The organism is Streptomyces sp. CMB-StM0423, from assembly GCF_002847285.1.
GTDB lineage: Bacteria > Actinomycetota > Actinomycetes > Streptomycetales > Streptomycetaceae > Streptomyces.
In genome coordinates, this window is the sequence record NZ_CP025407.1 from 195622 (window position 1) to 218437 (window position 22816).

Below are 22816 nucleotides of genomic sequence, written 5' to 3' on the forward strand. Positions count from 1 at the left end.
CCGCTGTCCCGACCGCCCGTACCCAGCACCGGAGTTGCCGTGTCCACGCATCCCCCGATCACCGCCAGGCCCGTCCGCATCGCCGTCGCCGGCGCCGGGAACCGCGGGCGCACGTACGCCGACTGGGTGCGGGCGCACCCGGAGCGGGCCGAACTGGTCGCGGTCGCCGACCCGAGCCCGGCCGCCCGGGCGGCGGTGGGCGCGCCGCGCGAGTTCGACGACTGGCGCGCGCTCGCCGCGGCCGGGGTGGAGGCCGACGCGGTCGTCGTCGCCACCCAGGACCGCGACCACGTCGACCCGGTGCTCGCCTTCGCCGAGGCCGGCTACGCGGTCCTGGCGGAGAAGCCGCTCGCGCCCACCGAGGAGGAGACCCGGCGCATCGTCGAGGGCGTCGAGCGGGCCGGGGTGCTCTTCGCGGTCTGCCACGTCATGCGCTACATGCCGTACACCGACCTGGTGAAGGAGGTCGTCGACTCCGGCGTGCTCGGCGAGCTGGTCTCGCTGGACCATCTGGAGCCGGTCGGCTGGTGGCACTACGCGCACAGCTACGTGCGCGGCCCGTGGCGCAAGGAGGAGCTGTCCTCGCCGATGCTGCTGGCCAAGTCCTGCCACGACCTGGACTGGATCGCGTACGTCACCGGCGCCCGCATCGAGCAGGTCACCGGCTTCGGCGGGCTCAAGCACTTCCGCCCCGAGAACGCCCCGGCCGGTGCCGGGGAGCGCTGCACGGACTGCGCCGTCGAGGCCGACTGCCCGTACAGCGCGCCGAAGCTCTACCTGCCGGTGCTGCGCGACAAGGGCGCGGTCTGGCCGGTCACCCACGTCACCGGCGCGACGGACCCGACTGATGAAGCCGGGCTGATCGAGGCGCTGCGCACCGGCCCGTACGGGGTGTGCGCCTACCGCGCGGACAACGACGTCGTCGACCACCAGGTCCTCGCGATGCTGCTGTCCGGCGGGGTCACCGCCACCTTCCAGATGGTCGCCTTCACCGAGCAGACCCACCGCCAGACCCGCGTCTTCGGCTCCCACGGCTGGCTGCGCGGCGACGGCGAGAGCGTCACCGTGCAGGACTTCCGCACCGGCGAGACCACCGTGCGCACCGTCGACGCCGCCGGCTCCAACGCGGCCGACGGCCACGGCGGCGGCGACGCCGGGCTGATGGACGCCTTCGTACGGGCCGTCGCCACCGGCGACTCGGGCGTGCTGCGCTCCGGCACCGCCGCGTCGCTCGGCAGCCACCTCGCCGCGTTCGCCGCGGAGCGCGCCCGGCACACCGGCACCGTCCAGGCGGTGCCGGCCCGCTGACATCCGCACCGCCCCCACACCCTTTTATCCCGCCCCATCCCCGGAGGAAGTGCCATGACCCTGATCCACCACCGGCGTTCACGGACCAGAGCCGTCGCCGTACCGCTGCTCGCCACCGCGCTGGCCGGCGTCGCGCTCGCCGGCTGCGGCGGCAGCGACGGCGCGGGCGGCGGGAAGGGCTCCGTCACCATGTGGACGTACCCCGTGATCTTCGACGAGGCGAAGAACAAGGCGTACTGGGACGGCATGGTCGAGAAGTTCGAGAAGGAGAACAAGGACATCTCGGTCAAGGTGGAGACCTACCCGTGGGCCGACCGCGACACCGCGCTCGGCACCGCCATCGCCTCCGGCAAGGGGCCTGACGTGGTCTACCTGGTGCCGGACCAGTTGCCGAAGTACGCGCCGGACATCGTGCCGGCCGCCGACTACATGCCGGCCGACGCCGAGTCCGACTACACGGACTTCGCGCTGCAGTCCGTGACCGTGGGCGACGACGTGCTCGGCACCCCGATCCTCACCAGCGCCAACCCGCTGATATGCGACAAGCGCGTCTTCGACGCGGTCGGCGAGGACTCCTACCCCGAGACCTGGGACGACCTGAAGGCGCTCGGCCCGAAGATGAAGGACGAGGGCTACTACGCCCTCAGCTACACCGGTGACACCGCGCAGACGCTCAACATGACGTTTTACCCGCTGCTCTGGCAGGCCGGCGGCGAGGTGTTCGCCGAGGACGGCGAGTCCGTGGCGTTCGACGACGCGGCGGGCGTCGGGGCGCTGACGTACCTGACGGAGTTCGTCGAGGAGGGCTGGACGCCCAAGGACCTCGTCACCACCACGCCGAACCTGGAGCAGACCCCGGTCGCCAAGGGCAAGGTCGCCTGTACGTGGACCAACGTCCCGGCCGACGTCGAGCCGTTCTGGGGCCGGGAGAACATCGTCGTCCAGCCGCCGCTGACCGGCGAGGAGTCGGTCGGCTACGGCACCGTCGGCGCGCTGTCGATGCTGAAGGGCGCCGACACCGGGGCCGCCGGCAAGTGGATCAACTTCGTCGCCCAGCCGGAGAACGCCGCGGACCTGGAGAAGGGCGCCGGCTACTTCCCGGCCCGTACCTCCGCCGACGACCTCTACCCGGACGACGAGCTGCAGCAGGCGGTCGCCGACACGCTGCCCGCGATGAACGCGGGTCCGCTGGAGGAGAAGGCGCGCGAGGTGATGGGCGTGCTCGCGCCCGAGCTGCAGGCCGCGCTGCTCGGCAAGAAGAGCCCCGAGGACGCGCTGAAGGCGGCGGCCGAGGCGGCCGACGCCCAGATCGCCCGCTGACCCCGCGGGGCCGCGGCCCCCTTCCCCTCCCGTAGCCCGCGCGGCCCGGACCACCGACTGCTCCGGGCCGGCGCGGGCCCCACGGACCGCGCGCCCGGCCGGCGGCGCCGAACCCCTGCCGCCGGCCGGGCCGCGCATCCGCCCGCACCACCCCCGTACCGCAAGGAGACCCACCGTGGCAGTCGTCGCGGAACCCACCCGGAACAGGCGAAGGCGCCGCAGCGGGCCGCACGCGCGCCGCGAGGCCCGGATCGGCCTGCTGTTCGTCCTGCCGTGCTTCCTGCTCTTCCTCGCCTTCCGGTTCGGCCCCGCGGTCGCCGGGGTGCTGATGAGCTTCACCGATTACACCCTCACCGGGGGCGGCAGCTTCATCGGCGCCGACAACTTCACCCGGCTGAAGGACGACCCGCTGTTCTGGGACGCGCTGAAGGTCACCGTGATCTACACGGTGCTGGCCGTGCCCGGCACCATCGCGGTCTCGGTGGGGCTCGCGCTGCTGACCCGGCGGGCGTTCCGCGGCTCGAAGGTCTTCCGCTCGGTGTTCTTCCTGCCGGTCGTCACCTCGCTGGTGCTGGCAGCCACCGTGTTCGTGTGGATCTTCTCCACCGGCGGCCCCTGGTCGACGGCGATGGGCTGGATCGGGCTGCCGGAGGAGTCGTGGCTCTCCCACGACACCCTGGTGGTGCCCGCGCTGGCGCTGGTGGGCATCTGGTCGCGGTTCGGCTACGGGATGCTCATCCTGCTGGCCCGGATGCAGGACATCCCGCGGGAGCTGGAGGAGGCCGCACTCACCGACGGGGCCGGCCCCTGGCAGCGGTTCCGGCACATCGTGCTGCCGCAGTTGCGGCCGGCGCTGTTCTTCCTCGCGGTGATCGAGACGACGGCCTCGTTCCAGGTCTTCGACGCGGTCTACACGATGACCGGCGGCGGCCCCGCCAACTCCAGCTACACGCTGGTCTTCCAGCTCTACGACGCCGGCTTCAAGTACTTCGACCTGGGCTACGCGGCGGCGATCGGCGTGGCGCTCTTCGCGCTGACGCTGGTGGTCGCGCTGATCCAGCGGCTGACGATCGGGAAGGACGACTGACCATGACCTCGGCCCCCGCGAAGACCCCGCACGAAGAGATACCGGCAGGACCGGCTCCGGCGCCCGCGCCCGGCAAGGGCCGCGCGCCCGGACTCGCCGCCCGGCGCGACGAGCGCCGGCTGCGCCGCGCCGCGAACCGCGACTCCGTACCGCACGCGATGCGCGGCAGCACCGCCGGCCGGATAGGCCGCGGCCTGCTGCTGGCCCTGGCCGCCGTCGTCACCGTCTTCCCGTTCTACGCCATGGTGGTGCTGTCGCTGAAGCCCGCCGCGGCGGTGGAGTTCCCCGGCAGCCTGGTGCCGTGGCCGCTGGGCGGCGAGGCGTACGGGAGCGTCATGAACTCCCAGGACGTGCCGCGCTGGCTCTTCAACACGCTGCTCTACTCGCTGGTGTCGGTGGTGGGCGTGCTGCTGCTGTCGTCGCTTGCGGGCTATGCCTTCGCCAAGAAGCGCTTCCCCGGCCGCGAGGCGATGTTCTGGTCGTTCCTGTCGATGGTGATGGTGCCCTATCACGTCACGATGATCCCGACGTTCGCGATGATCGCGAAGCTCGGCGGCGTGGACACGTACTGGGGCCTGATCGTGCCGACGCTCGCCAACGCCCAGGCGGTCTTCCTCATGCGGCAGTTCATCCAGGGGCTGCCGGACGAGCTGTTCGAGGCGGCGCGCCTGGACGGCTGCAGCGAGCTGCAGATCTTCGGCCGCATCGTGCTGCCGCTGCTCAAGCCCATCCTGGCCACGCTCGGCGTCTTCGTCTTCCTGTGGCACTGGAACGACTTCCTGTGGCCGCTGGTCATCGGGCAGTCCACGGACATGCGCACACTCACCGTCGGCATCGCCTCCCTGCAGCAGCAGAACGTGCCGCTGAACGTCGTGCTGTCCGGCTCCGTCATCGCGTTCGTGCCCATCTTCGCCGCGTATCTGGTGGGCCAGCGCTACTTCACCGAGGGCGTCACGGCGTCCGGGATCAAGGGGTGAGAACCGATCGTGTTCGCTGACGAGAAGGCACTTGAGGAGCGCCTGGCCACCCCCTCGCCGGGGCTGACCGAGGACATGGCCCGCCTGGAAGGCGACCTGCTGGTGCTCGGCGCCGGCGGCAAGATGGGCCCGAGCCTGTGCCGGCTGGCGCGGCGGGCGCTGGATGCCGCGGGGCGTGCGGACGTGGCGGTGCACGCGGTGTCCCGCTGGTCGGACCCGGCCGCGGCCGGGCGGCTGCAGGCCGCGGGGGTACGCACCGTGGCCGCGGACCTGATGGACCCGGACACCGATCTGGCCGCGCTGCCGGACGCGGGGAACGTCGTGTTCATGGTCGGCGCCAAGTTCGGCTCCGCCGGGGCGCCTTCGCACGCCTGGGCGGTGAACGCGGGGCTGCCGGAGCGGGTCGCACGCCGCTGGGCGGACGCCCGGGTCGCGGCGTTCTCCACCGGCAACGTCTATCCGCTGGTGTCCGTGGGCACCGGCGGCTCGGCCGAGTCGGACCCGGTGGGGCCGGTCGGCGAGTACGCCATGTCGTGCCTGGGCCGCGAACGGCTCTTCGCGCACGCGGCGCTCACCCACGGCACGAAGGTCGCGCTGCTGCGCCTCAACTACGCGGTGGACCTGCGCTACGGCGTCCTCGCCGACGTCGCCCAGCGGGTGCACGCCGGCGCGCCCGTGGACGTCACCACGGGCCACGTCAACGTCGTCTGGCAAGGGTACGCCAACGAAGTCGCCCTGCGCGCACTGCTGCACGCCCGCGACGGGGAGCCGTTCACCCTCAACATCACCGGGCCCGAGACCGCCGCCGTGCGCCGGCTGGCGCACCGGTTCGGCGCCGAGTTCGGCACCGAGCCGGTCTTCGAGGGAACCGAGGCCCCCACGGCCCTCCTCTCCGACGCCGCGGCCTGCCACGCTCTCTTCGGCTACCCGGACGTGCCGCTGCGCACCCTCGTCGGCTGGCAGGCCGACTGGCTGCACCGCGGGCTCCCGCTGTCCGGCAAGCCCACCAAGTTCCAGGTACGCGACGGAAGGTTCTGAGCCGCCCCATGCCCACCGACCGCCCCACCCCGCTGGACGTCCTCGCCGACGGCGCCGTCATCCCCGCCCACCCGCTCGCCCTGACCGCGGACCGGCGCCTGGACGAGCGCCGCCAGCGCGCCCTGACCCGCTACTACCTCGACGCCGGCGCCGGCGGCATCGCCGTCGCCGTGCACACCACCCAGTTCGCCATCCGCGAGCCGCAGGTCGGCCTGCTGCGCCCGGTGCTCGAACTCGCCGCGGAGACCGCGGCGGAGAGCGCCGCCGCCTCGGGCCGGCCGGCGGTGAGGATAGCCGGCGCCTGCGGTTACACCGCGCAGGCCGTCGCCGAGGCGGAGCTGGCCGCCTCCCTCGGCTACGACGCGGTGCTGCTCAGCCCCGCGGTACCGGGCGCGAACGAGGAGGGACTGCTGGAACGGGCCCGCGCCGTCGGCGAGGTGCTGCCGGTCATCGGCTTCTATCTGCAGGAGGCCGTCGGCGGGCGGTACTTGTCCCCCGCGTTCTGGGCGGCGCTCGCCGACCAGCCCTCGACGGCGGCCATCAAGATCGCGCCGTTCGACCGCTACCGCACCGCGGACGTGGTGCGCGCGGTCGCCGGCGCCGACCGCGGCCCGGAGGTCGCGCTCTACACCGGCAACGACGACGACATCGTCGGCGACCTCCTCACCCCGTACGACACGGCCGGGGGCCGGCGCTGGTTCGCCGGCGGGCTCCTCGGGCAGTGGGCGGTGTGGACCCGGCCGGCGGCCGGGCTGCTGGCCGACGTGCGCCGGGCCCGCGCGGGGGACCACGAGGCGCTGCTGCGCTGCCTGGCGCGCCGGCCGCAGCTCACCGACGCCAACAGCGCGGTCTTCGACGTACGGGGCGGGTTCCGCGGCTGCATCGCCGGAGTACACGAAGTGCTGCGGCGGCAGGGGCTGCTCAAGGGCACCTGGTGCCTCGACCCCGGCGAGGTGCTCTCGCCGGGGCAGGCCGACGAGCTGAGCCGCGTGGCGGCCGCGTACCCGTGGCTGACCGACGACGACTTCGTGAAGGAGCACCTGGATGACTGGCTCCGCTGACCGCGGCGCCGCCCGGGACCGGGTGGTGGTGTGCGTACCGCCGGAGCTGCGCGCGCAGTTCTTCACCGACGCGGTGTGGCGGCGGCTCGCGGACGCCGCGGAGCTGACGGTGCTCGACGAGCACCGCGACCGGGCGGCGCTGGCCGCCGCCCTGCCCGGGGCCCGGGCGCTGGTCACCGCGTGGGGCGCGCCGCAGTTGGACGCCGGGCTGCTCGCGGTGGCCGACCGCCTCGAACTCCTCGCGCACACCGGCTCCGCCGTCGCCCCGTACGTCACGGGGGACGCCTTCGCCCGCGGCGTACGGGTCACGCAGGCCGGGGACGCGATGGCCCGGCCGGTCGCCGAGGTCGCGCTCGCGTTCACCCTCGCGCTGCTGCACCGGATCCACCGCTTCGACCACGCGATGCGCCGTGGCGCGGACTGGGAGAGCGCCGGGCAGGCGCCGCCGCGGCACGAGCTGGGTGCGAGCGCGGTGGGCGTCATCGGCGCCTCCCGCACCGGCCGCGCGTACATCGAGCTGGTCCGCGCCTTCGGCGCGCGGGTGTCGGTGACCGACCCGTTCCTGTCCGAAGCGGACGCGGCGGAGCTGGGGGTACGCATCCTGCCGCTGGACGAGCTGCTGCGCACCAGCCGCGTCGTGGCGGTGCACGCCCCGGCCACCGAGGCGACCCGGCGGCTGCTGGGCGCGCCGCAGTTGGCGCTGCTGCCGGACGGTGCGGGTCTGGTGAACACCGCGCGTTCGTGGCTCGTGGACGAGGACGCGCTGCTCGCGGAGCTGCGCGGCGGCCGTATCGACGCGGCCCTCGACGTCTTCGACGCCGAGCCGCTGCCCGCCGGGCACCCGTTCCGGCAGTTGCCGAACGTGCTGCTGACCCCGCACCAGGCGGCGGGCACGGCGGAGTGCCGGGAGCGGCTGGGCGAGTCCGCGGTCGCCGAGGTGCTGCGGCTGCTGGCGGGCGAGGAGCCGCTGCACCCGGTGGACGCCTCGGCGCTGACCCGCCTCTTCTGATTCTGACCGGCCAGGCCCCGCCGGGGCCGTAATCGCTGGCCGCGCTCCGCCCGCGGGTGGCAGGATCCGGCCATGGAACCGCAGGTGACACCCGCGGAGCCGGACCTCCCCTGGCTCGGCCCGCCGATCGACGCCCGGCCGCTGTTCGCCCCCGAGCAGCGCGCGCTCATGTCGGCGCTGCACGCGCTGCGGCCGGACGACTGGCGGCGCGAGGCGGTGCCCGGCTGGACGGTGCACGACGTGGCCGCGCACCTGCTCGGCGACTTCTACGGCCGCCTCGCCCGCGAGCGCGACGGGCACACCGGCGGCCCGGCGCCCGCGGCAGGCGAGCCGCTGGCGGCGTTCATCCACCGCATCAACCAGGAGTGGGTCGACGCCCACGCCCGGGTCAGCCCCGCGTCGCTGACCGGCGCGCTCGACGCGGCCGGCGCCGGTATCGCCGCCCACTTCGCGGGCGACGCGCTGCGCGGCCCGTCGCTGGGCGTGTCGTGGGCGGGCGCCGAGCCGGCGCCGCGCTGGCTGGACGTGGCGCGGGACTTCACCGAGTTCTGGACCCACCGGCAGCAGATCCGGCACGCCGCGGGACAGCCCCACGACCCGGAGGCCGGCCCGCTGGCCGCGGTGCTCGACACCTTCATGCGGGCCCTGCCGCACACCCTGCGCGACACCGCCGCGCCGCCCGGGACCCGGGTCCTGATGGCGGTGCCGGGACCGGCCGGCGGCGCCTGGACGGCGACGGCCGTCGGGCCCGCCCCCGCGGGCGGCACCCGCTGGTCGCTGGCGTTGCCGCCCGGGGAGGGCGAGCCGGACGCGCTGGTGCGGCTGGACGCCGAGACCGCCTGGCGGCTGTGCGTACGGGGCGTGGAGCCGGCGGCGGCTCTGGCCCGCGCCGAGGTCGCCGGTGACCGGGCCCTCGCGGAGGCCGTCTGCCGCATCGTGTCGATCATCCGCTGACCGAAGGCGCACGGGGCGTCACGCCGGGTCCGGATAAATACCGCGGGCGCCCGTTTTCTCATCGAATGTTCATCTGATTCCCAGTCGTTTCCGCACCTGGGTCCTCTAGCCTCCGGCAGCGTGTCGAGAAATCATCTCCCCACGCTGCGCTCCGCGGCGGTCGCGGCGGGCACGCTCGCCGTGATCGCCGCCACCGCGTCGTCCTCCGCTCCCCTCGTGGGGGACACCGCGGAGGCCGCGGGTGCGCCCCGCACGCGCTACGTCCAGTACGCACCGGCGGCCGGGAAGGCACCGGCTCCGGCGCCCTCGGCGGACAAGGCCGTGACGAAGGCGCTCAAGGCGCTGCCGAAGCCGGCCGGCGCGTACGACCTCGCCGTGGCGGACCTCGACTCGGGCGCCCAGGCCACGTACGCCTCGGGCAAGGGCTCCTTCGACACCGCGAGCATCGTCAAGGTCGACATCCTCGCCGCCCTGCTGCTCCAGGCCCAGGACGACGGCAAGACGCTGACCGGCGCGCAGAAGAAGCTGGCCGCGGAGATGATACGCAGCAGCGACAACGACGCCACCGACGCCCTCTGGTCGGACATCGGCGGCGGCTCCGGCCTCGCGGACGCCAACCGCCGCCTCGGCCTGACCGAGACCGAGCCCGGCGACGGCGGCACCTGGGGACTGACGCAGACCACCGCGTCCGACCAGTTGACGCTGCTCGAAGCGGTGTACGGCGACGGCCGCTCGCCGCTGGACGGCGACTCCCGCCACTACGTCGGGAAGCTGATGGCCTCGGTGGTCGACGACCAGCGCTGGGGCGTGTCCGCGGCGGCGGACGACACCGGGGCGGCGGCGCTCAAGAACGGCTGGCTGCCGCGCTCCTCGACCGGGCTGTGGGACATCAACAGCATCGGCCGCGTCGAGCACGGCGGCCACACCCTGCTCGTCGCCGTCCTCTCCGACGGGCACGAGTCCCACAAGGCGGGGGTCGACGCCGTGGAGACCTACACGACGACGGCGGCGAACGCGCTGCGTGACTGACCGGGCGCCGGACGCGTCCCCGGATCCACCCCGCCGGGCCCGGTGCGGCCCGTATGCCCGACTTGCCGGGGGACGTGCACCTGTGCTTGCGGATGAAAGTGCATCTGTACTTGCATCCGGAGGTCCATATCACTCACCATTGAACAACCAGCACGTGCCAAGGCGACAGCATCGATCGGGGAATCGGCATGGCGGCAGCTTTCGGGGAGCGGGCCGAGGCATCGGCGTTCGCTGCCTGCGCCCTCGATGCCCATCCGCGGTCGATAGCCGAAGCCCGGCGCACGGTCCGCACCACGCTGCGTGACTGGGATCTCGCCGAGCTGACCGACAGCGTCGAGTGCGTCGTCTCCGAGCTGGTGACCAACGCCGTACGCCACGGCGTGCCCGGCTGCCCCCCGCTGCCCGTCGCCGAGCCACAGCCGGTGACCCTCACCCTCGTCCGCCGCGGCGGCGAGGTCGTCTGCGCGGTCTTCGACCCGGGTGAGGGCGTGCCGGCGCCCTGCGAGGCCGACGAGGTCGCCGAGTCCGGGCGGGGGCTGCAGATAGTGGCGACGCTCAGCGACGCGTGGGGCTGGAGTGCCCCGGGGCCGTTCGGCAAGGCCGTGTGGTCCCGGTTCACCGCGCCCGCCGGGACCGGCGGCCCGGCGGACGTGGGCGTCGGCGGGGACTGCGACCGGGACCGCGAGTGGCAGTCCTTCGCCCGCTGCCTGGCCCTGCTGGAGTCGCTCGTGCCCGGACGCGCCGACCACGCCCCGGCCGTCGCCTGACCGGCTCCGGTACGAAGCCGCCGCGCCCCACGGAACCTCCCGGCAGGTCCGCGCGTTCCCCCGCAGTGGCGCCTGGCCACCGGGACGAGGAGGCGACCATGGCGGAATTGCGGCTCGGGCCGCTGCTGCGGTACGCCGACGACTCCCGCGCCACCGTCTGGGTGGAGACCGGCGGCCCCTGCGAGGCGCAGGTCCGCTGCGCGGACGGCGCCGGCGGCAGCGCCCGCACCTGGCAGGTCGGCGGCCACCACTACGCGCTGATCACCGTGACCGGGCTGACGCCGGGCGCCCCCACCCCGTACCGCGTGCTCCTCGACGGCCACGAGGTCTGGCCGCTGCCCGGCGCCCCCGCGAGCACCATCCGCACCCCGCGCCCCGGCGCCCCGCTGCGGGTGGCGTTCGGTTCCTGCCGCTGGGCCGCCAAGCCCGGCGGCGGCCACGACCCCGTGGGGCCCGACGCCCTCGACACCCTCTCGCGCCGGCTGGACACCGACCCGGACGCCGAGCGCCCCGACATCCTGCTCCTCCTCGGCGACCAGGTGTACGCGGACGAGACCTCCGCCGCCACCCGCGAGTACCTCGCCGGGCGCCGCGATCCCGACGTGCCGCCGGGCGACCAGATCGCGGACTACGAGGAGTACACCCACCTGTACGAGGAGTCCTGGCTCGACCCCGAGGTGCGCCGGCTGCTGGCCTCCGTGCCCTCCTGCATGATCTTCGACGACCACGACGTGATCGACGACTGGAACACCTCCGCCTCCTGGCTGGAGGAGATCCGCGCCGAGCCCTGGTGGCGCGAGCGGATCCTCGGCGGGCTGATGTCGTACTGGGTCTACCAGCACCTCGGCAACCTCTCCCCCGACGAGCTGGCGGCCGACCCGCTCTACGCGGCCGTGCGCGCGGCCGGCGACGGCACGGAGCTGCTCCGGGAGTTCGCCGAACGCGCCGACGCCGACCCGGCCGCCGTGCGCTGGAGCTACCGCCGCGACCTCGGGCGCACCCGGCTGCTCATGGTCGACTCGCGCGCCGCGCGGGTGCTGGCGGAGAAGAGCCGCGCGCTGGTCGACCCGGACGAGATGGACTGGGTGCGCCGGCAGGCGCTGGCCGACCCGGGCGCGTACGACCACCTCCTGATCGGCACCTCACTGCCGTGGCTGCTGCCGCCCGCGGTGCACGACGCCGAGGGGTGGAACGCGGCGCTGTGCGCAGGTGAGCGGGGCGCGCGCTGGGCGCGGCTGGGCGAGAAGCTGCGGCGGCGGGCGGACCTGGAGCACTGGTCGGCGTTTCCGCGGTCCTTCGCAGAACTTGCGGACCTCATCGCCGAGGTCGGCCGCGCCGACGGGGCGCCGGCCTCGGTGCTGGTGCTCTCCGGCGACGTCCACCACGCCTACGTGGCCGAGCCGCGGTGGCCGGCGGCGGCCGGTCCCGAGGGCCCGCGGCCGGTGGTCGCGCAGCTCACCTGCTCACCGATGCACAACAGCGTTCCCGCCCCCATCAGGGCCGGCTTCCGGTTCGGCTGGAGCCGCACGGGTCGGCTCCTCGGCAAGCTGCTCGCCCGGCACGGCCGGCTCGCCGCCCCGCCGATCGAGTGGCGCAAGACCGGCGGACCGTGGTTCGGCAACCAGTTGATGACCCTCACCCTCGGCGGCCGCGACACCGCCCGGCTGCGGCTGGAGCAGGCCCGCGCGGAGGGCGCCGGCGGCGCCCGACTGGTCCGGGCGGACGAGCGGGAACTGCTGTAACCGCCCCCGTACGGGCGGCCGCCGGCCCGTTCCGGCGGATTCGCCTGCGGACCTGCGCATCGGGCTGCGCAAGGCGTTCCCAGCCCGGGTGAACTTCGCTATCTTTCGGGGCCCGTAATCCAACTGTGCACGTCTACCGCATCCTTGTCGCCGAAATACGGAACAAAACACCATGTCACGTGCGATATCACTGGACGGCGTCACCAAGGTCTACGAGCGCGGCATCAGGGCCGTCGACCGGTTCTCGCTCGATATCGAACCCGGCGAGTTCGTCGTCCTGCTCGGCCCCTCCGGATGCGGCAAGTCCACGGTGCTGCGCATGATCGCGGGCCTGGAGTCCGTCACCGAGGGGCAGTTGCTGCTCGACGGCGAGGACGCCGCCGAACTGGCGCCCGGGCAGCGCGGCATGGCCATGGTGTTCCAGAACTTCGCCCTCTACCCGCGGATGACCAACCGCGACAACATCGGCTTCCCGCTGAAGCTGGAGGCCCGCGGCGACGTCGGCCCGCGGGTGGACGCCACCGCCCGGCTGCTCGGCATCGAGGACCTGCTCGACCGCTACCCCGCGCAGCTCTCCGGCGGCGAGCGGCAGCGCGTGGCGATCGGCCGGGCGATCTCGCGGGAGCCCACCGCGTTCCTCATGGACGAGCCGCTGTCCAACATCGACGCCAAGCTGCGCAACCACCTGCGCGCGGAAGTCGCCCGGCTCAACCGCGAGTTGGCGGTCACCACGGTCTACGTGACGCACGACCAGGCCGAGGCGATGTCGCTCGGCGACCGGATCGCCGTGATGCGCGACGGCGTGCTGCAGCAGGTGGGTTCGCCGCGGGAGGCGTACGCGCTGCCGAAGAACATCTTCGTCGCCGCGTTCATCGGCACTCCGCGGATCAACCTGCTCGAAGCCGTCGTGCACGCCCCGCTGCCCGGCCGCATGACCATCGACCTCGGCCGGCAGAGCCTGGTGCTGCCGGAACCCCTCTCCCCCGACCACCAGATGCTCCGCATCCAGCAGGGCCGGCCGGTGATCGTCGGCCTGCGCTCCGAGGCCGTGCGCATCGCCCGTCCTTCGCTGGCGCGCGCCGGCGAGTGGGCGATGAGCGGCATCGTGGAGCACGTGGAGTACCTGGGCCACGAGGCGCTGCTGCATCTGAACACCGGCTCGCGCGCGGCCCTCGTACCGGCGCTGGAGGGACCGCGTACGGACAGCGCGCCCGGCGGCCACCGCAAGAACAAGGAGGGCACCGTCCTCGGGCGGCTGCGCGACAGGGCGGTGGCCCATCTGCACGGCCTCGGCCAGGACGAACCGGGCGAGGGGGCGGTGGGCGTGCTGGAGGAGCCCCCGGTGCCGGCCGCGCCGCCGCAGAGCGCCGAGCGGGCCGCGATCGCCGGGGGCGACCTCGTCGTACGGACCGGGCCCGACCTCCAGGTCCGGCCCGGCACGCACGTGCCGCTGCTGATCGACCTGGAACACCTGTACGTCTTCGACCAGCAGGGCCGCCGCGTCTGCCCCGCGCCCGCGCACCAGCCCCGGCTGGACGAGTGACGCCACCCGCGCGGCTCGCCTGCCCCGCCCGCCGGAGCACGGCCGACACCGCGCGGCGACCGCTCTCCGGCCACTCGGGTGAGCATGGGGCAAATCACCCAATTGCCGCTTTTCTTCGGTAAATCTCACTGCCAGGCTGGCAAACGACCTCTGACGGCTCCGTCGCCCCTGGAGATTTCCGTGATTCTGTCGATCTCAGGCGTTGTCCTGCTGGGAGTGATCGTCTTCCTGTTCTTCCGCAAGGACGGGCTTAAGCCGTCCCATGCCATCGTCTGCGCCCTCTTCGGGTTCTACTTGGCGGGCACCGCGATCGCACCCAGCATCAAGGCCGGCGGCCAGAGCCTCGCCAGCCTGCTGGGCGGCATCAAGCTCTAGGACGCCCCGACCAGCCGCGCGTCCGTACCCAGGACTCGGAGACCCGACGCATGCGACGACCGTTGGCCCGGCTGCTCGGCCGCGAGACGCCCCCGGCGGCCCGCGGCCGCGAGCTGGCCAGGACGGCGGCGGACGGCGCCGCGGACGTGCTGCGGCCGGTGGTGGTCGTGACCCGCGGCGCCGGACGGCTCGCGACCGCCGCCCGGCGGCGCTGGAGCGCGACCCCGAAGGAGCGGCGGGGGCCGACGGCCTTCCTCGCCGGCGCCTGCCTGCTGCTGGTGTATCTGATGCCGTACGGGCCGCTCGCCGCCGCCGTGGCGCTGCTGGCCGCGGCGGTGTGGGCGGGCCGCGGCCGGGGGGAGACGGACCCCGCGGCGGACGAGGACGCGGCGGCCCGGCGGCAGGAGCGGCTGGCGGCGCTGTACGAGGCACTGGTGCCGTACTTCTCCTCCCCCGACGACCCGCACCCTCTCTACGCCCACGAAGGCGACATCGAGCAGGTCTTCGGGGACGCCGGGTTCGACGGCGACGACCGGCTGACCGCGCTGCGGCTGCGCTACCCGCCGTACTTCCGCGACGGCGAGCCGGAGTCCCGGGCGCGCATCGAGCAACTGCTGTACGCCAAGTGCGGCCGCGGGCGCGAGTACCTCTTCGACTGGCACGAGGACGACAACCGCCTCGACCTCGCCGTCCTCGACCCGCTGCCCACCGACATCGGCGCGCAGCCCTACGTCACGGCGCACGGCGAGTCGGTGCTGGGCTTCACCGACGCCGAGGGCGTCCGGCGGACGCTGCCGGTGCGCACGGAGGCCGGCGACCGGGACGAGCCGCCGGTGCTCTGGCGTACCGGACCGCGCTCCACCGAGCCCCATCTGCTCGCCCTCGGCCAGCCCGGCACCGGCACGACGACGCTGCTGCGGTCGCTGGCGCTCCAGGCGCTGCCGCACGGCGAGGTGCTGGTGGTCGACGGCGGCTGCGCGGGCGAGTTCGCCTTCCTGGCGGGGCGGCCGGGGGTGCTGGCGGTGGAGTCCACGGTGGCCGGCGCGCTGGCGCTGCTGCGCTGGGCGGCGGAGGAGACGGAGCGCCGGCTGCAGCTCCCGGTCGCCGCCCGGGACGACGCGGCGGACGGCGGACGGGCGGCGGGGCCGCTGTGGATCGTCGTGGACCGGCCCGCGGCGCTGAGCCATCTGGCCGCCGCGGCCGGGCGGGAGGACCCGCAGGGGCTGCTGGAGGTGCCGCTGCGGCACGGCCGGGCGGCGAACGTCACCGTGGTGGTGGCGGACCAGTTCGACTGCGCCGCCTCCCTGGGTCCCGCCGTACGGGACCACACCCGCGCCCGCGTCGTGCTGGGCCCCGCCTCGGCGGCCCAGGTCGCCTCCATCCTCGGCGCCCCGCCGCACACCACGCCGGTGTACGAGGTCCCGCCGGGGCGCGGCTACGTACGCCTCGGCCAGGGTGAGGTGCACCGGCTGCAGGTGCCGGCGACGCCCGACCCGCACCACCGCGAGACGCCGGAGGCGCTGCGCCGGGCGGTGCTGGAACTGCTGCCGGAGCCCCCGGCCGACGGCTCCGCGACCGGCACGGCGGCGGCGCAGGTCGGCGGCTGACGAACGGCGCCGGCCAGGGCGGCTGGCCCGGTATCCACGGCGTCGGCCATCTCCCGGCGGCCGGACCGGCAGGCAGGTGCGGGGTGCCGACCCGCCGGTCCGCTCCGTACACACGTGATCGCGGTGGTCACCGGTCGTCAGCCCGCGCCCCCCGCCCCTCGGCGGTGCCGTCCGTCAGGCGATGAACGCCCCCGCCGGCTCCGCCGCCACGGGCCCGCCGCCCTCCGACACGGCGCGGGCCGCCGCCGCGAGCCGGCCGACGGCCTCCTCCGCGACCGCCCCGGTGACGGTGAACGGCAGCCGCACGTACCCCTCGAAGGCCCCGCCGACGCCGAACCGCGGCCCCGACGGGATCCGTACGCCCACCCGCTCGCCCGCCTCGGCGATGCGCGAGCCGGAAAGACCGCCCGTGCGCACCCACAGGGTCAGCCCGCCGTGCGGCACGGTGTACTCCCAGTCGGGCAGATGGCGCCGCAGGGCGGCGACGATCGCGTCGCGGTTGGTGCGCGCCTGGGAGCGGCGCAGACCGGTGGCTGCGGCCCAGCCGCCGCCCTCCAGCAGCCAGGTGGTGGCCAGTTGCTCCACCACGGGCGAGCCGAGGTCGGCGTACGCGCGGGCGGAGACCAGGCTCCGGATCACCTCGGGCGCGGCGCGCACCCAGCCGATGCGCAGGCCGGCCCAGAACGCCTTGCTGGCCGAGCCGACGGTGACGACGGTGGAGCCCGCCGGGTCGTACGCGGCGACGGGCCGGGGGCGCTCGCCGGTGTCGTCCAGGCGCAGTTCGCTCATCGTCTCGTCGGCGACGACGACGGTGCCGGCGCGGCGGGCGGCGTCGACGAGCGCGCGGCGCTGGTCGTCGTCGGCCAGGGCGCCGGTGGGGTTGTGGTAGTCGGGGATGATGTACGCCAGCCGCGGGGCGGCGTCGCGCAGGGTCTGCCGCCAGGTTTCGACGTCCCAGCCGGTCAGCCCCTCGCCCATGGCCACGGGCACGAGCCGGGCGCCGTCCTCCCGCATGAGCTGCAGGATGTTGGCGTAGCTCGGTGAGTCCACCGCGATGCGCTCGCCGCGGCCGGCGAAGAGCCGGCACAGGGCGATCATCGCGCCCATCGCGCCGGTCGTGATCATGACCTGCTCGGGCATGGTCGGCACCCCGCGGGCGGTGTACCGCTCGGCGATGGCCGCGCGCAGGCCCGGCAGCCCCGCGGGGTAGTCGCCGTGGGTGTGGGCGTAGAGCGGGAGTTGCTCCAGGGCGCCGTGCATCGCGCGGGTGAGCCAGGGCTCGGGGGCCGGCAGCGCGGCGCAGCCGAGGTCGATCATCGAGCCGGTGGCGTCCGGCGGCAGCGGCTCCAGACCGCGGGTGGGCAGCGGGTGCCCGGCCGGCACGGAGGTCCAGCTTCCGGCGCCGCGGCGGGATTCGAGGAAGCCGGCCGCGCGCAGGTGTTCGTACGCCGCGGCGATGGTGGTGCGGCTGACGCCGAGGGCGGCGGCAAGTTCGCGCTCGGCGGGCAGCCGGGTGGCCACCGGGATGCGCCCTTCGAGCACCAGCAGCCGCACGCCGTCGGCCAGGGCGCGGTACGCGGGCACGCGGCGGCCCGGCCGGTCGAGGGCCACGGCGCCCGCGCTCTCCTGCGACCGCAGCAGGCGCGCGAGCTGAACCGCACCGACGGCCGATGTCCATTCCGCCATGAGAACCAGTCCACCTTTCCCCGATTGGCCATATCACCTGTACAAGCCCAGTCCACATAGTGGCACGCAGCCATCCAACAGGACCAGAGGGGAGCCAGTCTTGTCGCGCTGGAGGGGATCTCGTACGGCCCGCAGGCTCGCGCATCTGTACGTCGGCCTGACGCTGTACGGGCTGAGTTGCGCGCTGATGGTGCGCGCCGGAATCGGACTCGACCCGTGGGACACCTTCCACCAGGGGCTCGGCAAGCAGACCGGGTGGTCGATGGGGGGCGCGACGATCGTGGTCGGTGCGGCGGTGCTGCTGCTGTGGATACCGATCCGGCAGCGCCCGGGGCTCGGCACCGTGTCGAACGTGGTGGTGATCGGCGTCGCCATGGACGCCTCGCTCGTCCTCCTGCCCGACGTGCACGGCCTGGCCCTGCAGATCCCGCAGATGCTCGCCGGCATCGCCCTCAACGGCGTGGCCACGGGCCTGTACATCTCCGCCCGCTACGGCCCCGGCCCCCGCGACGGCCTCATGACCGGGCTGCACCGGCGCACCGGCCTCTCCGTCCGGCTGGTCCGCACCCTGATCGAGATCGCCGTACTGGCATCCGGCTGGGCGCTCGGCGGCGCGGTCGGTGCCGGCACGGTCGTCTACGCCCTCGCGATCGGCCCGCTGGCCCAGTACTTCCTGCGCGTCTTCACGATCCCGGAACCCGCGCCGACCGGGCCGGAGACGGGCCGGAGGGACGAGGTGCGACGCGACACCCGCGAGGTGAATTATGTGCCGCCTGGCGCGGAGCGGTAGTGTACGCCTCCGGCTCGGCAGGCGGACCGTTACAGCATGCAGTGAGATGAAATCAGTCGGTGACATCTCCGTCACACGTGACAAAGCGGACGCCTGTGGGTAGAAGCAATGGGGCGGCACGACGGGCGACGCATGTCCCGGAACGGGAATCTTCATCGCCGACCGGACGTTGACCGGATGACGACGACAGCGACACCTGTCCTGTGGGCGACAAGCCCGGGAGGCAACGATTCATGAGTGAGCGAGCTCTTCGCGGCACGCGACTCGTGGTGACCAGCTACGAGACGGACCGCGGCATCGACCTGGCCCCGCGCCAGGCGGTGGAGTACGCATGCCAGAACGGCCATCGGTTCGAGATGCCGTTCTCGGTCGAGGCGGAGATCCCGCCGGAGTGGGAGTGCAAGACGTGCGGCGCCCAGGCGCTGCTCGTCGACGGCGAGGGACCGGAGGAGAAGAAGGTCAAGCCCGCCCGGACGCACTGGGACATGCTCATGGAGCGGCGCACCCGCGACGAGCTCGAAGAGGTCCTGGCCGAGCGGCTCGCGGTACTGCGCTCCGGCGCGATGAACATCGCCGTGCATCCGCGCGACAGCCGCAAGTCGGCCTGAGGCGCGGCGCCGCTTCCGGAGAACGGCATCGGCAAGGGCCCGTCCCGCAGTGGGACGGGCCCTTCCGGGTGCCCGAAAACGGTGGGCGGTACACGGTGACCTCCGGGCCCGTACGCTGCGAAGGCGGCCGGTCCTGAGGTGACGGACGGCTGAACGAGGACCCGGGTGCCGGGGCTCAGCGCTCCGGCGGCCGGTCCTCGTCCTCGTCCCGTATCACCTCGCCCTGGACGACCTTGCCGTCCGGGCGGTGGATGCGCGCCTGTGTGTACGCCTGTCCCAGGTCGCTCCCGGAGGCCGAGCGCTCGATCGCCCGGGTCAGCCTCCGGCGCACCAGCGCCCGTACCGGCGGCAGCAGCAGGAGAAGGCCCACGGCGTCCGTGACCAGGCCCGGGACCATCAGCAGCAGCCCGGCCAGCATCGTCAGCCCGTTGCCCGAGCCGCGCGCGCGGTCGGGCTCCGGCGCTTCGCCGCGCTGCTGCCGCTGGAGCTGGTCGGCGAGCGACCGCCAGGCCCGCCGGCCCGCCCGCTTGATGACGACCGAGCCCAGGATCAGCCCGCCCACCAGCACCGCGAAGACACCCAGGACGCCGATCCGGGAGCCGAGCATGATCAGCAGCCACAGCTCCAGCAGCGCCCACGCGGCGACGCCCAGGGGGGCCAGGGTGCGGGCGAGCGAGCGGCGCCTGCGCGGCGGGCGGCCGCGGCCGTCACCGGGGCCGCGGCGGCCCGGGCCGCCGGGGCCCGCCCCCCGGTCGTCGGAGCCTGCCGGGTCCTCGTACGGCTGCGGAATGCGATCGCTCATGACTCAAGTGTGCCTGCGGCCGAGAATCCGTCCCAGCCGGGACCGTACGCCCCAGGCCGGTACCCGCCAGGCCGCCTCGGCGAAGATGTCCTTGCTCATCTTGGAGTCGCCGCGCTCGCGCTCGACGAAGGTGATCGGGACCTCCACGACGTGGTGGCCGGCGTCGGCCACGCGCCGGGCCAGATCCACCTGGAAGCAGTACCCCTGCGAGGCGATGTTCGCCAGCCCGATGCCCTCCAGCGTCTCCCGGCGGAACGCGCGGTAGCCGCCGGTGACGTCCCGGATGCGCAGCCCGAGCCAGAGCCGCGAGTACGCGCTGCCGCCGCGGGAGATGAACTCCCGGGACTTGGGCCAGTTGACCACCCGGCCGCCGGGCACCCACCGGGAGCCGAGCACCAGGTCGGCGCCCTTGAGCGCGGTGAGCAGCCGGGGCAGTTCCTCCGGCCGGTGCGAGCCGTCGGCGTCCATCTCGACCAGCACGCCGTAGTCCCGCTCCAGGCCCCAGCCGAAGCCGGCCAGGTAGGCGGCGCCCAGGCCCTCCTTGCCCGCCCGGTGCAGCACGTGTACGTGCTCGTCGTTCGCGCTCAGCTCGTCGGCGAGCTTCCCGGTGCCGTCCGGGCTGTTGTCGTCGACGACCAGGACGTCCGCGTCCGGCACCGCGGCCCGCACCCTGGAGACGATCGACTCGAGGTTCAGGGCCTCGTTGTACGTCGGGATGATCACCAGGATCCCGCCCAGCGGGCCGTAGCGCCCCTGAACCCCGTCTGTCACTGCCGTCCCTTCCGCAATTCCCGCTTGAGCCGTCCACGCGCGCACACGGCCGCGCGGGACGGACGCCCACCATAGCCAGAGTCCGGCGGAGTCCGGCACCGAGGCGGTGCGCAACGGTACCGCGGGACGGGCGGGGGCGATGACAGGGACGGGCGCGTAGACCGCGGAAGAAGGAGGGAACGGGAGTGGCGGCCGGTGGCTCGCGGGGCCGTGCCCGCACGGCCCGTGCCACTGCGGGTCGGGCCCGGCGCCCTTCGGTCCGACCTGGGACCCGCTGGCTGCGGATCGACCGAGGGCCGTTGTCTACTGAGCGTCCGGGCCCCACCCGGGGTCACACCAGCCCGACGGATGCCATCCTCCCTCGCCCCCGTGCCGGAGTCCTGGACCTGGCTGCCTGCGATGGGGCGCCGGTGCGGCACACCATCCGTGGCCCAGAGCGTTCCACGACTGCGCGGAGGTGATCCGGCCGGACGTCCTGTGGTGGACTCGGCCGAAACTACCCGCCGTTGCCCGTTGCGTGTCAACAGCCGTGTCACCTGTGGCGTTTTGCCGAAGCGGCTGGTCAGTCCCGAAATCAGGCCGTGGTCCCACGCCCGGGACGGCCTTCGTTCGGCCTATCGAAGATCGTTAACTCACCCGATCGGCCCCGGGTGGACGGTGTTTCCGGCCACGACGGTACGCAGGCACACGGGCAGTTCCGCGCCGGGCGTGAGGTCGGGCAGGCCCGGGGTGCCGGAGCGCGGGTCGGTCGACCAGTTCGCGACCCGCTCGTCGGGCACCTGTACGACGAGGTCGCCGGCCGCCCAGACGGCGTAGTCCGCGGGCGCGCCGGGCACGAGCACGCCGGCGTCGTCGCGGCCGACAGCCCGCCAGCCGCCGCGGGTGTGGGCGGTGAAGGCGGCGCGAACGGAGATGCGGTGCTCGGCCGTGTGGTGGAACGCGGCGGCCTGGACGGTGCGCCAGGGGTCGAGCGGGGTCACCGGGGCGTCGGAGCCGAGGGCGAGCGGCACACCGGCGCGCAGGAGGGCCGCGTACGGGTTGAGGGCCCGCGCCCGCTCCGGTCCCAGCCGGGCCGCGTACATGCCCTCCTCGCCGCCCCAGGCGGCGTCGAACGCCGGCTGCACGGACGCCGTGATCGCCAGCTCCGCGAACCCGGCGACGGTCTCCGCGGTGAGCATCTCCGCGTGCTCCACCCGGTGCCGCAGCGCCCGTACGCGGTCCAGGCCGACCCGCTCGGCCGCGGCCCGTACGCCGTCGACCACGGCGGCCACCGCGGCGTCCCCGATCGCGTGGAACCCCGCCTGGAGCCCCGCCTCGGTGCAGGCGGCGACGTGGTCGGCGACGGCGGCGGCGTCGAGGTAGCCGTTGCCTCGGTGCCCGGGGCGGTCGGCGTACGGCTGCGTCAGGTGGGCGGTACGGGAGCCGAGGGAGCCGTCGGCGCAGAAGTCGCCGGCCGCGCCGAAGGCGCCGAGTTCGCGGAGGCGCCGGGCGTCCTCGGGCCCGGTGACGGCCTCGCCCCAGTAGCCGGTCACCCGCGGCCCCGGCCGCTCGGCGGCCAGCGCGAGCAGCGCCGCGAAGTCGTCCTCGCCGCTGATGTCGGGGCCCGCGCACTCGTGCACGGAGCCGATGCCGACGGCCGCGGCCCGGTCGAGCGCGGCGCCCTGCGCGGCGGCGCGCTGCGCGGGCGACATGGCGGCGTACGCGGCGCGGCGTACGGCGTGGTGGGCGTCGCGGGTCAGCGGCGCGTCGGGGGCGTAGCCGTCGCGGTCCGCGACGCCGGGCACCAGGTCGAGCAGGGCGGTGCTGACGGCGGCGGAGTGGACGTCGACGCGGGTCAGGTAGAGCGGGCGGCCGCCGGCGGCCTCGTCGAGTTCCGCGCGGGTCGGTGGGCGGCCCTCGGGCCAGCCGGTCTCGTCATACCCCTGGCCGATGAGCACCCGGTCCGCGGGACGGTCGGCGGCGTGCGCGCGGATCCGGGCCAGCGCGTCGGCCAGCCCGGTGGCGCCGGAGAGGTCGAGCCCGGTCAGCGCCAGCCCGGTGGCGGTCAGATGGACGTGCGCGTCGGTGAACGCCGGGGTGACGAGGGCGCCTTCGAGGTGGACGACCTCATCGACGGTGCCGGCGTCCGCGAAGCCGTCGGCCGCGCCCTCGGAGCCGACCCAGGCGACGCGGTCGCCCTCGACGACCATGGCGGTGGCGAACGGGTCGGCGGGGCTGTGGACGGTGCCCCCGCGCAGCAGCACGGTACGGCGGGCGGAACCGGCCGGGGAAGACGCGGAGTTCGCGGTTTCCGCGGGTCGGGCGGCGGGGCTGTCGGCGGTCACGGCTGCGGTGCCTCGGAT

Annotated in this window: 20 protein-coding genes; 16 read left to right on the forward strand and 4 right to left on the reverse strand. The window is 74.4% G+C overall.

Annotated features, from left to right (window positions below; translation table 11 throughout):
* Positions 1 to 39 precede the first annotated feature (39 nt).
* From CXR04_RS00785 to CXR04_RS00850, 14 genes are all read left to right on the forward strand, one after another.
* Positions 40 to 1308 carry a Gfo/Idh/MocA family protein gene (locus CXR04_RS00785; RefSeq protein WP_101419980.1) on the forward strand — a complete coding sequence of 423 codons (1269 nt, stop codon included), beginning with the start codon at positions 40 to 42 and terminating at the stop codon, positions 1306 to 1308.
* A gap of 54 nt (positions 1309 to 1362) precedes the next feature.
* Entirely contained in the window at positions 1363 to 2628 is a 1266-nt protein-coding gene (locus CXR04_RS00790) for an extracellular solute-binding protein (protein ID WP_101419981.1), read from the forward strand.
* A gap of 175 nt (positions 2629 to 2803) precedes the next feature.
* Positions 2804 to 3715 carry a carbohydrate ABC transporter permease gene (locus CXR04_RS00795; protein ID WP_101419982.1) on the forward strand — a complete coding sequence of 304 codons (912 nt, stop codon included), beginning with the start codon at positions 2804 to 2806 and terminating at the stop codon, positions 3713 to 3715.
* A 2-nt stretch (positions 3716 to 3717) separates the two neighbouring features.
* Positions 3718 to 4692: a carbohydrate ABC transporter permease gene (locus tag CXR04_RS00800; protein ID WP_101419983.1), complete on the forward strand. Its 975-nt coding sequence runs from the start codon at positions 3718 to 3720 to the stop codon at positions 4690 to 4692.
* Positions 4693 to 4701: 9 nt separating this feature from the next.
* Positions 4702 to 5730, forward strand: a complete 1029-nt coding sequence (locus CXR04_RS00805; RefSeq protein ID WP_101419984.1) for an NAD-dependent epimerase/dehydratase family protein — start codon at positions 4702 to 4704, stop codon at positions 5728 to 5730.
* A gap of 8 nt (positions 5731 to 5738) precedes the next feature.
* Positions 5739 to 6791 carry a dihydrodipicolinate synthase family protein gene (locus CXR04_RS00810; protein WP_101419985.1) on the forward strand — a complete coding sequence of 351 codons (1053 nt, stop codon included), beginning with the start codon at positions 5739 to 5741 and terminating at the stop codon, positions 6789 to 6791.
* Positions 6775 to 7800 carry a hydroxyacid dehydrogenase gene (locus tag CXR04_RS00815; RefSeq protein WP_101419986.1) on the forward strand — a complete coding sequence of 342 codons (1026 nt, stop codon included), beginning with the start codon at positions 6775 to 6777 and terminating at the stop codon, positions 7798 to 7800. The genes CXR04_RS00810 and CXR04_RS00815 overlap by 17 nt, the downstream gene beginning before the upstream one ends.
* 72 nt (positions 7801 to 7872) lie before the next feature.
* Positions 7873 to 8754, forward strand: coding sequence for a maleylpyruvate isomerase family mycothiol-dependent enzyme (locus CXR04_RS00820; protein ID WP_101419987.1), 882 nt, complete (start codon positions 7873 to 7875; stop codon positions 8752 to 8754).
* A 120-nt stretch (positions 8755 to 8874) separates the two neighbouring features.
* Positions 8875 to 9783, forward strand: coding sequence for a serine hydrolase (locus CXR04_RS00825; RefSeq protein ID WP_101419988.1), 909 nt, complete (start codon positions 8875 to 8877; stop codon positions 9781 to 9783).
* A 188-nt stretch (positions 9784 to 9971) separates the two neighbouring features.
* Entirely contained in the window at positions 9972 to 10550 is a 579-nt protein-coding gene (locus CXR04_RS00830; RefSeq protein ID WP_101419989.1) for an ATP-binding protein, read from the forward strand.
* A 98-nt stretch (positions 10551 to 10648) separates the two neighbouring features.
* A complete protein-coding gene (locus CXR04_RS00835) occupies positions 10649 to 12292 on the forward strand; it encodes an alkaline phosphatase D family protein (protein ID WP_101419990.1) in 1644 nt (547 codons plus the stop codon).
* Positions 12293 to 12464: 172 nt separating this feature from the next.
* Positions 12465 to 13835: an ABC transporter ATP-binding protein gene (locus CXR04_RS00840; protein ID WP_101419991.1), complete on the forward strand. Its 1371-nt coding sequence runs from the start codon at positions 12465 to 12467 to the stop codon at positions 13833 to 13835.
* A 180-nt stretch (positions 13836 to 14015) separates the two neighbouring features.
* Entirely contained in the window at positions 14016 to 14210 is a 195-nt protein-coding gene (locus tag CXR04_RS00845; RefSeq protein ID WP_018835487.1) for a hypothetical protein, read from the forward strand.
* Between the two features lie 50 nt (positions 14211 to 14260).
* Positions 14261 to 15817 (forward strand): hypothetical protein, encoded by a 1557-nt coding sequence (locus CXR04_RS00850; protein ID WP_101419992.1) that lies wholly within the window; start codon positions 14261 to 14263, stop codon positions 15815 to 15817.
* 174 nt (positions 15818 to 15991) lie between these two features.
* On the opposite strand, the gene CXR04_RS00855 is transcribed toward CXR04_RS00850, so the two are convergent.
* Positions 15992 to 17503 (reverse strand): SCO1417 family MocR-like transcription factor, encoded by a 1512-nt coding sequence (locus CXR04_RS00855; RefSeq protein WP_101419993.1) that lies wholly within the window; start codon positions 17501 to 17503, stop codon positions 15992 to 15994.
* Here CXR04_RS00855 and yczE point away from each other — a divergent pair.
* Both yczE and CXR04_RS00865 read left to right on the forward strand, forming a co-directional pair.
* Positions 17502 to 18293: a membrane protein YczE gene (yczE, locus tag CXR04_RS00860; protein ID WP_442802345.1), complete on the forward strand. Its 792-nt coding sequence runs from the start codon at positions 17502 to 17504 to the stop codon at positions 18291 to 18293. The two genes, CXR04_RS00855 and yczE, sit on opposite strands and share 2 nt — an antisense overlap.
* Positions 18294 to 18526: 233 nt before the next feature.
* Positions 18527 to 18901, forward strand: a complete 375-nt coding sequence (locus CXR04_RS00865) for an RNA polymerase-binding protein RbpA (protein WP_026276152.1) — start codon at positions 18527 to 18529, stop codon at positions 18899 to 18901.
* Between the two features lie 175 nt (positions 18902 to 19076).
* Here CXR04_RS00865 and fxsA read toward each other — a convergent pair whose 3' ends face one another.
* The 3 genes from fxsA to CXR04_RS00880 form a co-directional block, all read right to left on the reverse strand.
* On the reverse strand, positions 19077 to 19703 hold the full coding sequence (fxsA, locus tag CXR04_RS00870) for an FxsA family membrane protein (protein WP_101419994.1): 627 nt from the start codon (positions 19701 to 19703) through the stop codon (positions 19077 to 19079).
* Between the two features lie 3 nt (positions 19704 to 19706).
* Positions 19707 to 20474 (reverse strand): polyprenol monophosphomannose synthase, encoded by a 768-nt coding sequence (locus CXR04_RS00875; RefSeq protein WP_101419995.1) that lies wholly within the window; start codon positions 20472 to 20474, stop codon positions 19707 to 19709.
* A gap of 632 nt (positions 20475 to 21106) precedes the next feature.
* Complete coding sequence (locus CXR04_RS00880) at positions 21107 to 22798, reverse strand: amidohydrolase (protein WP_101419996.1); 1692 nt, start codon at positions 22796 to 22798, stop codon at positions 21107 to 21109.
* Positions 22799 to 22816 lie beyond the last annotated feature (18 nt).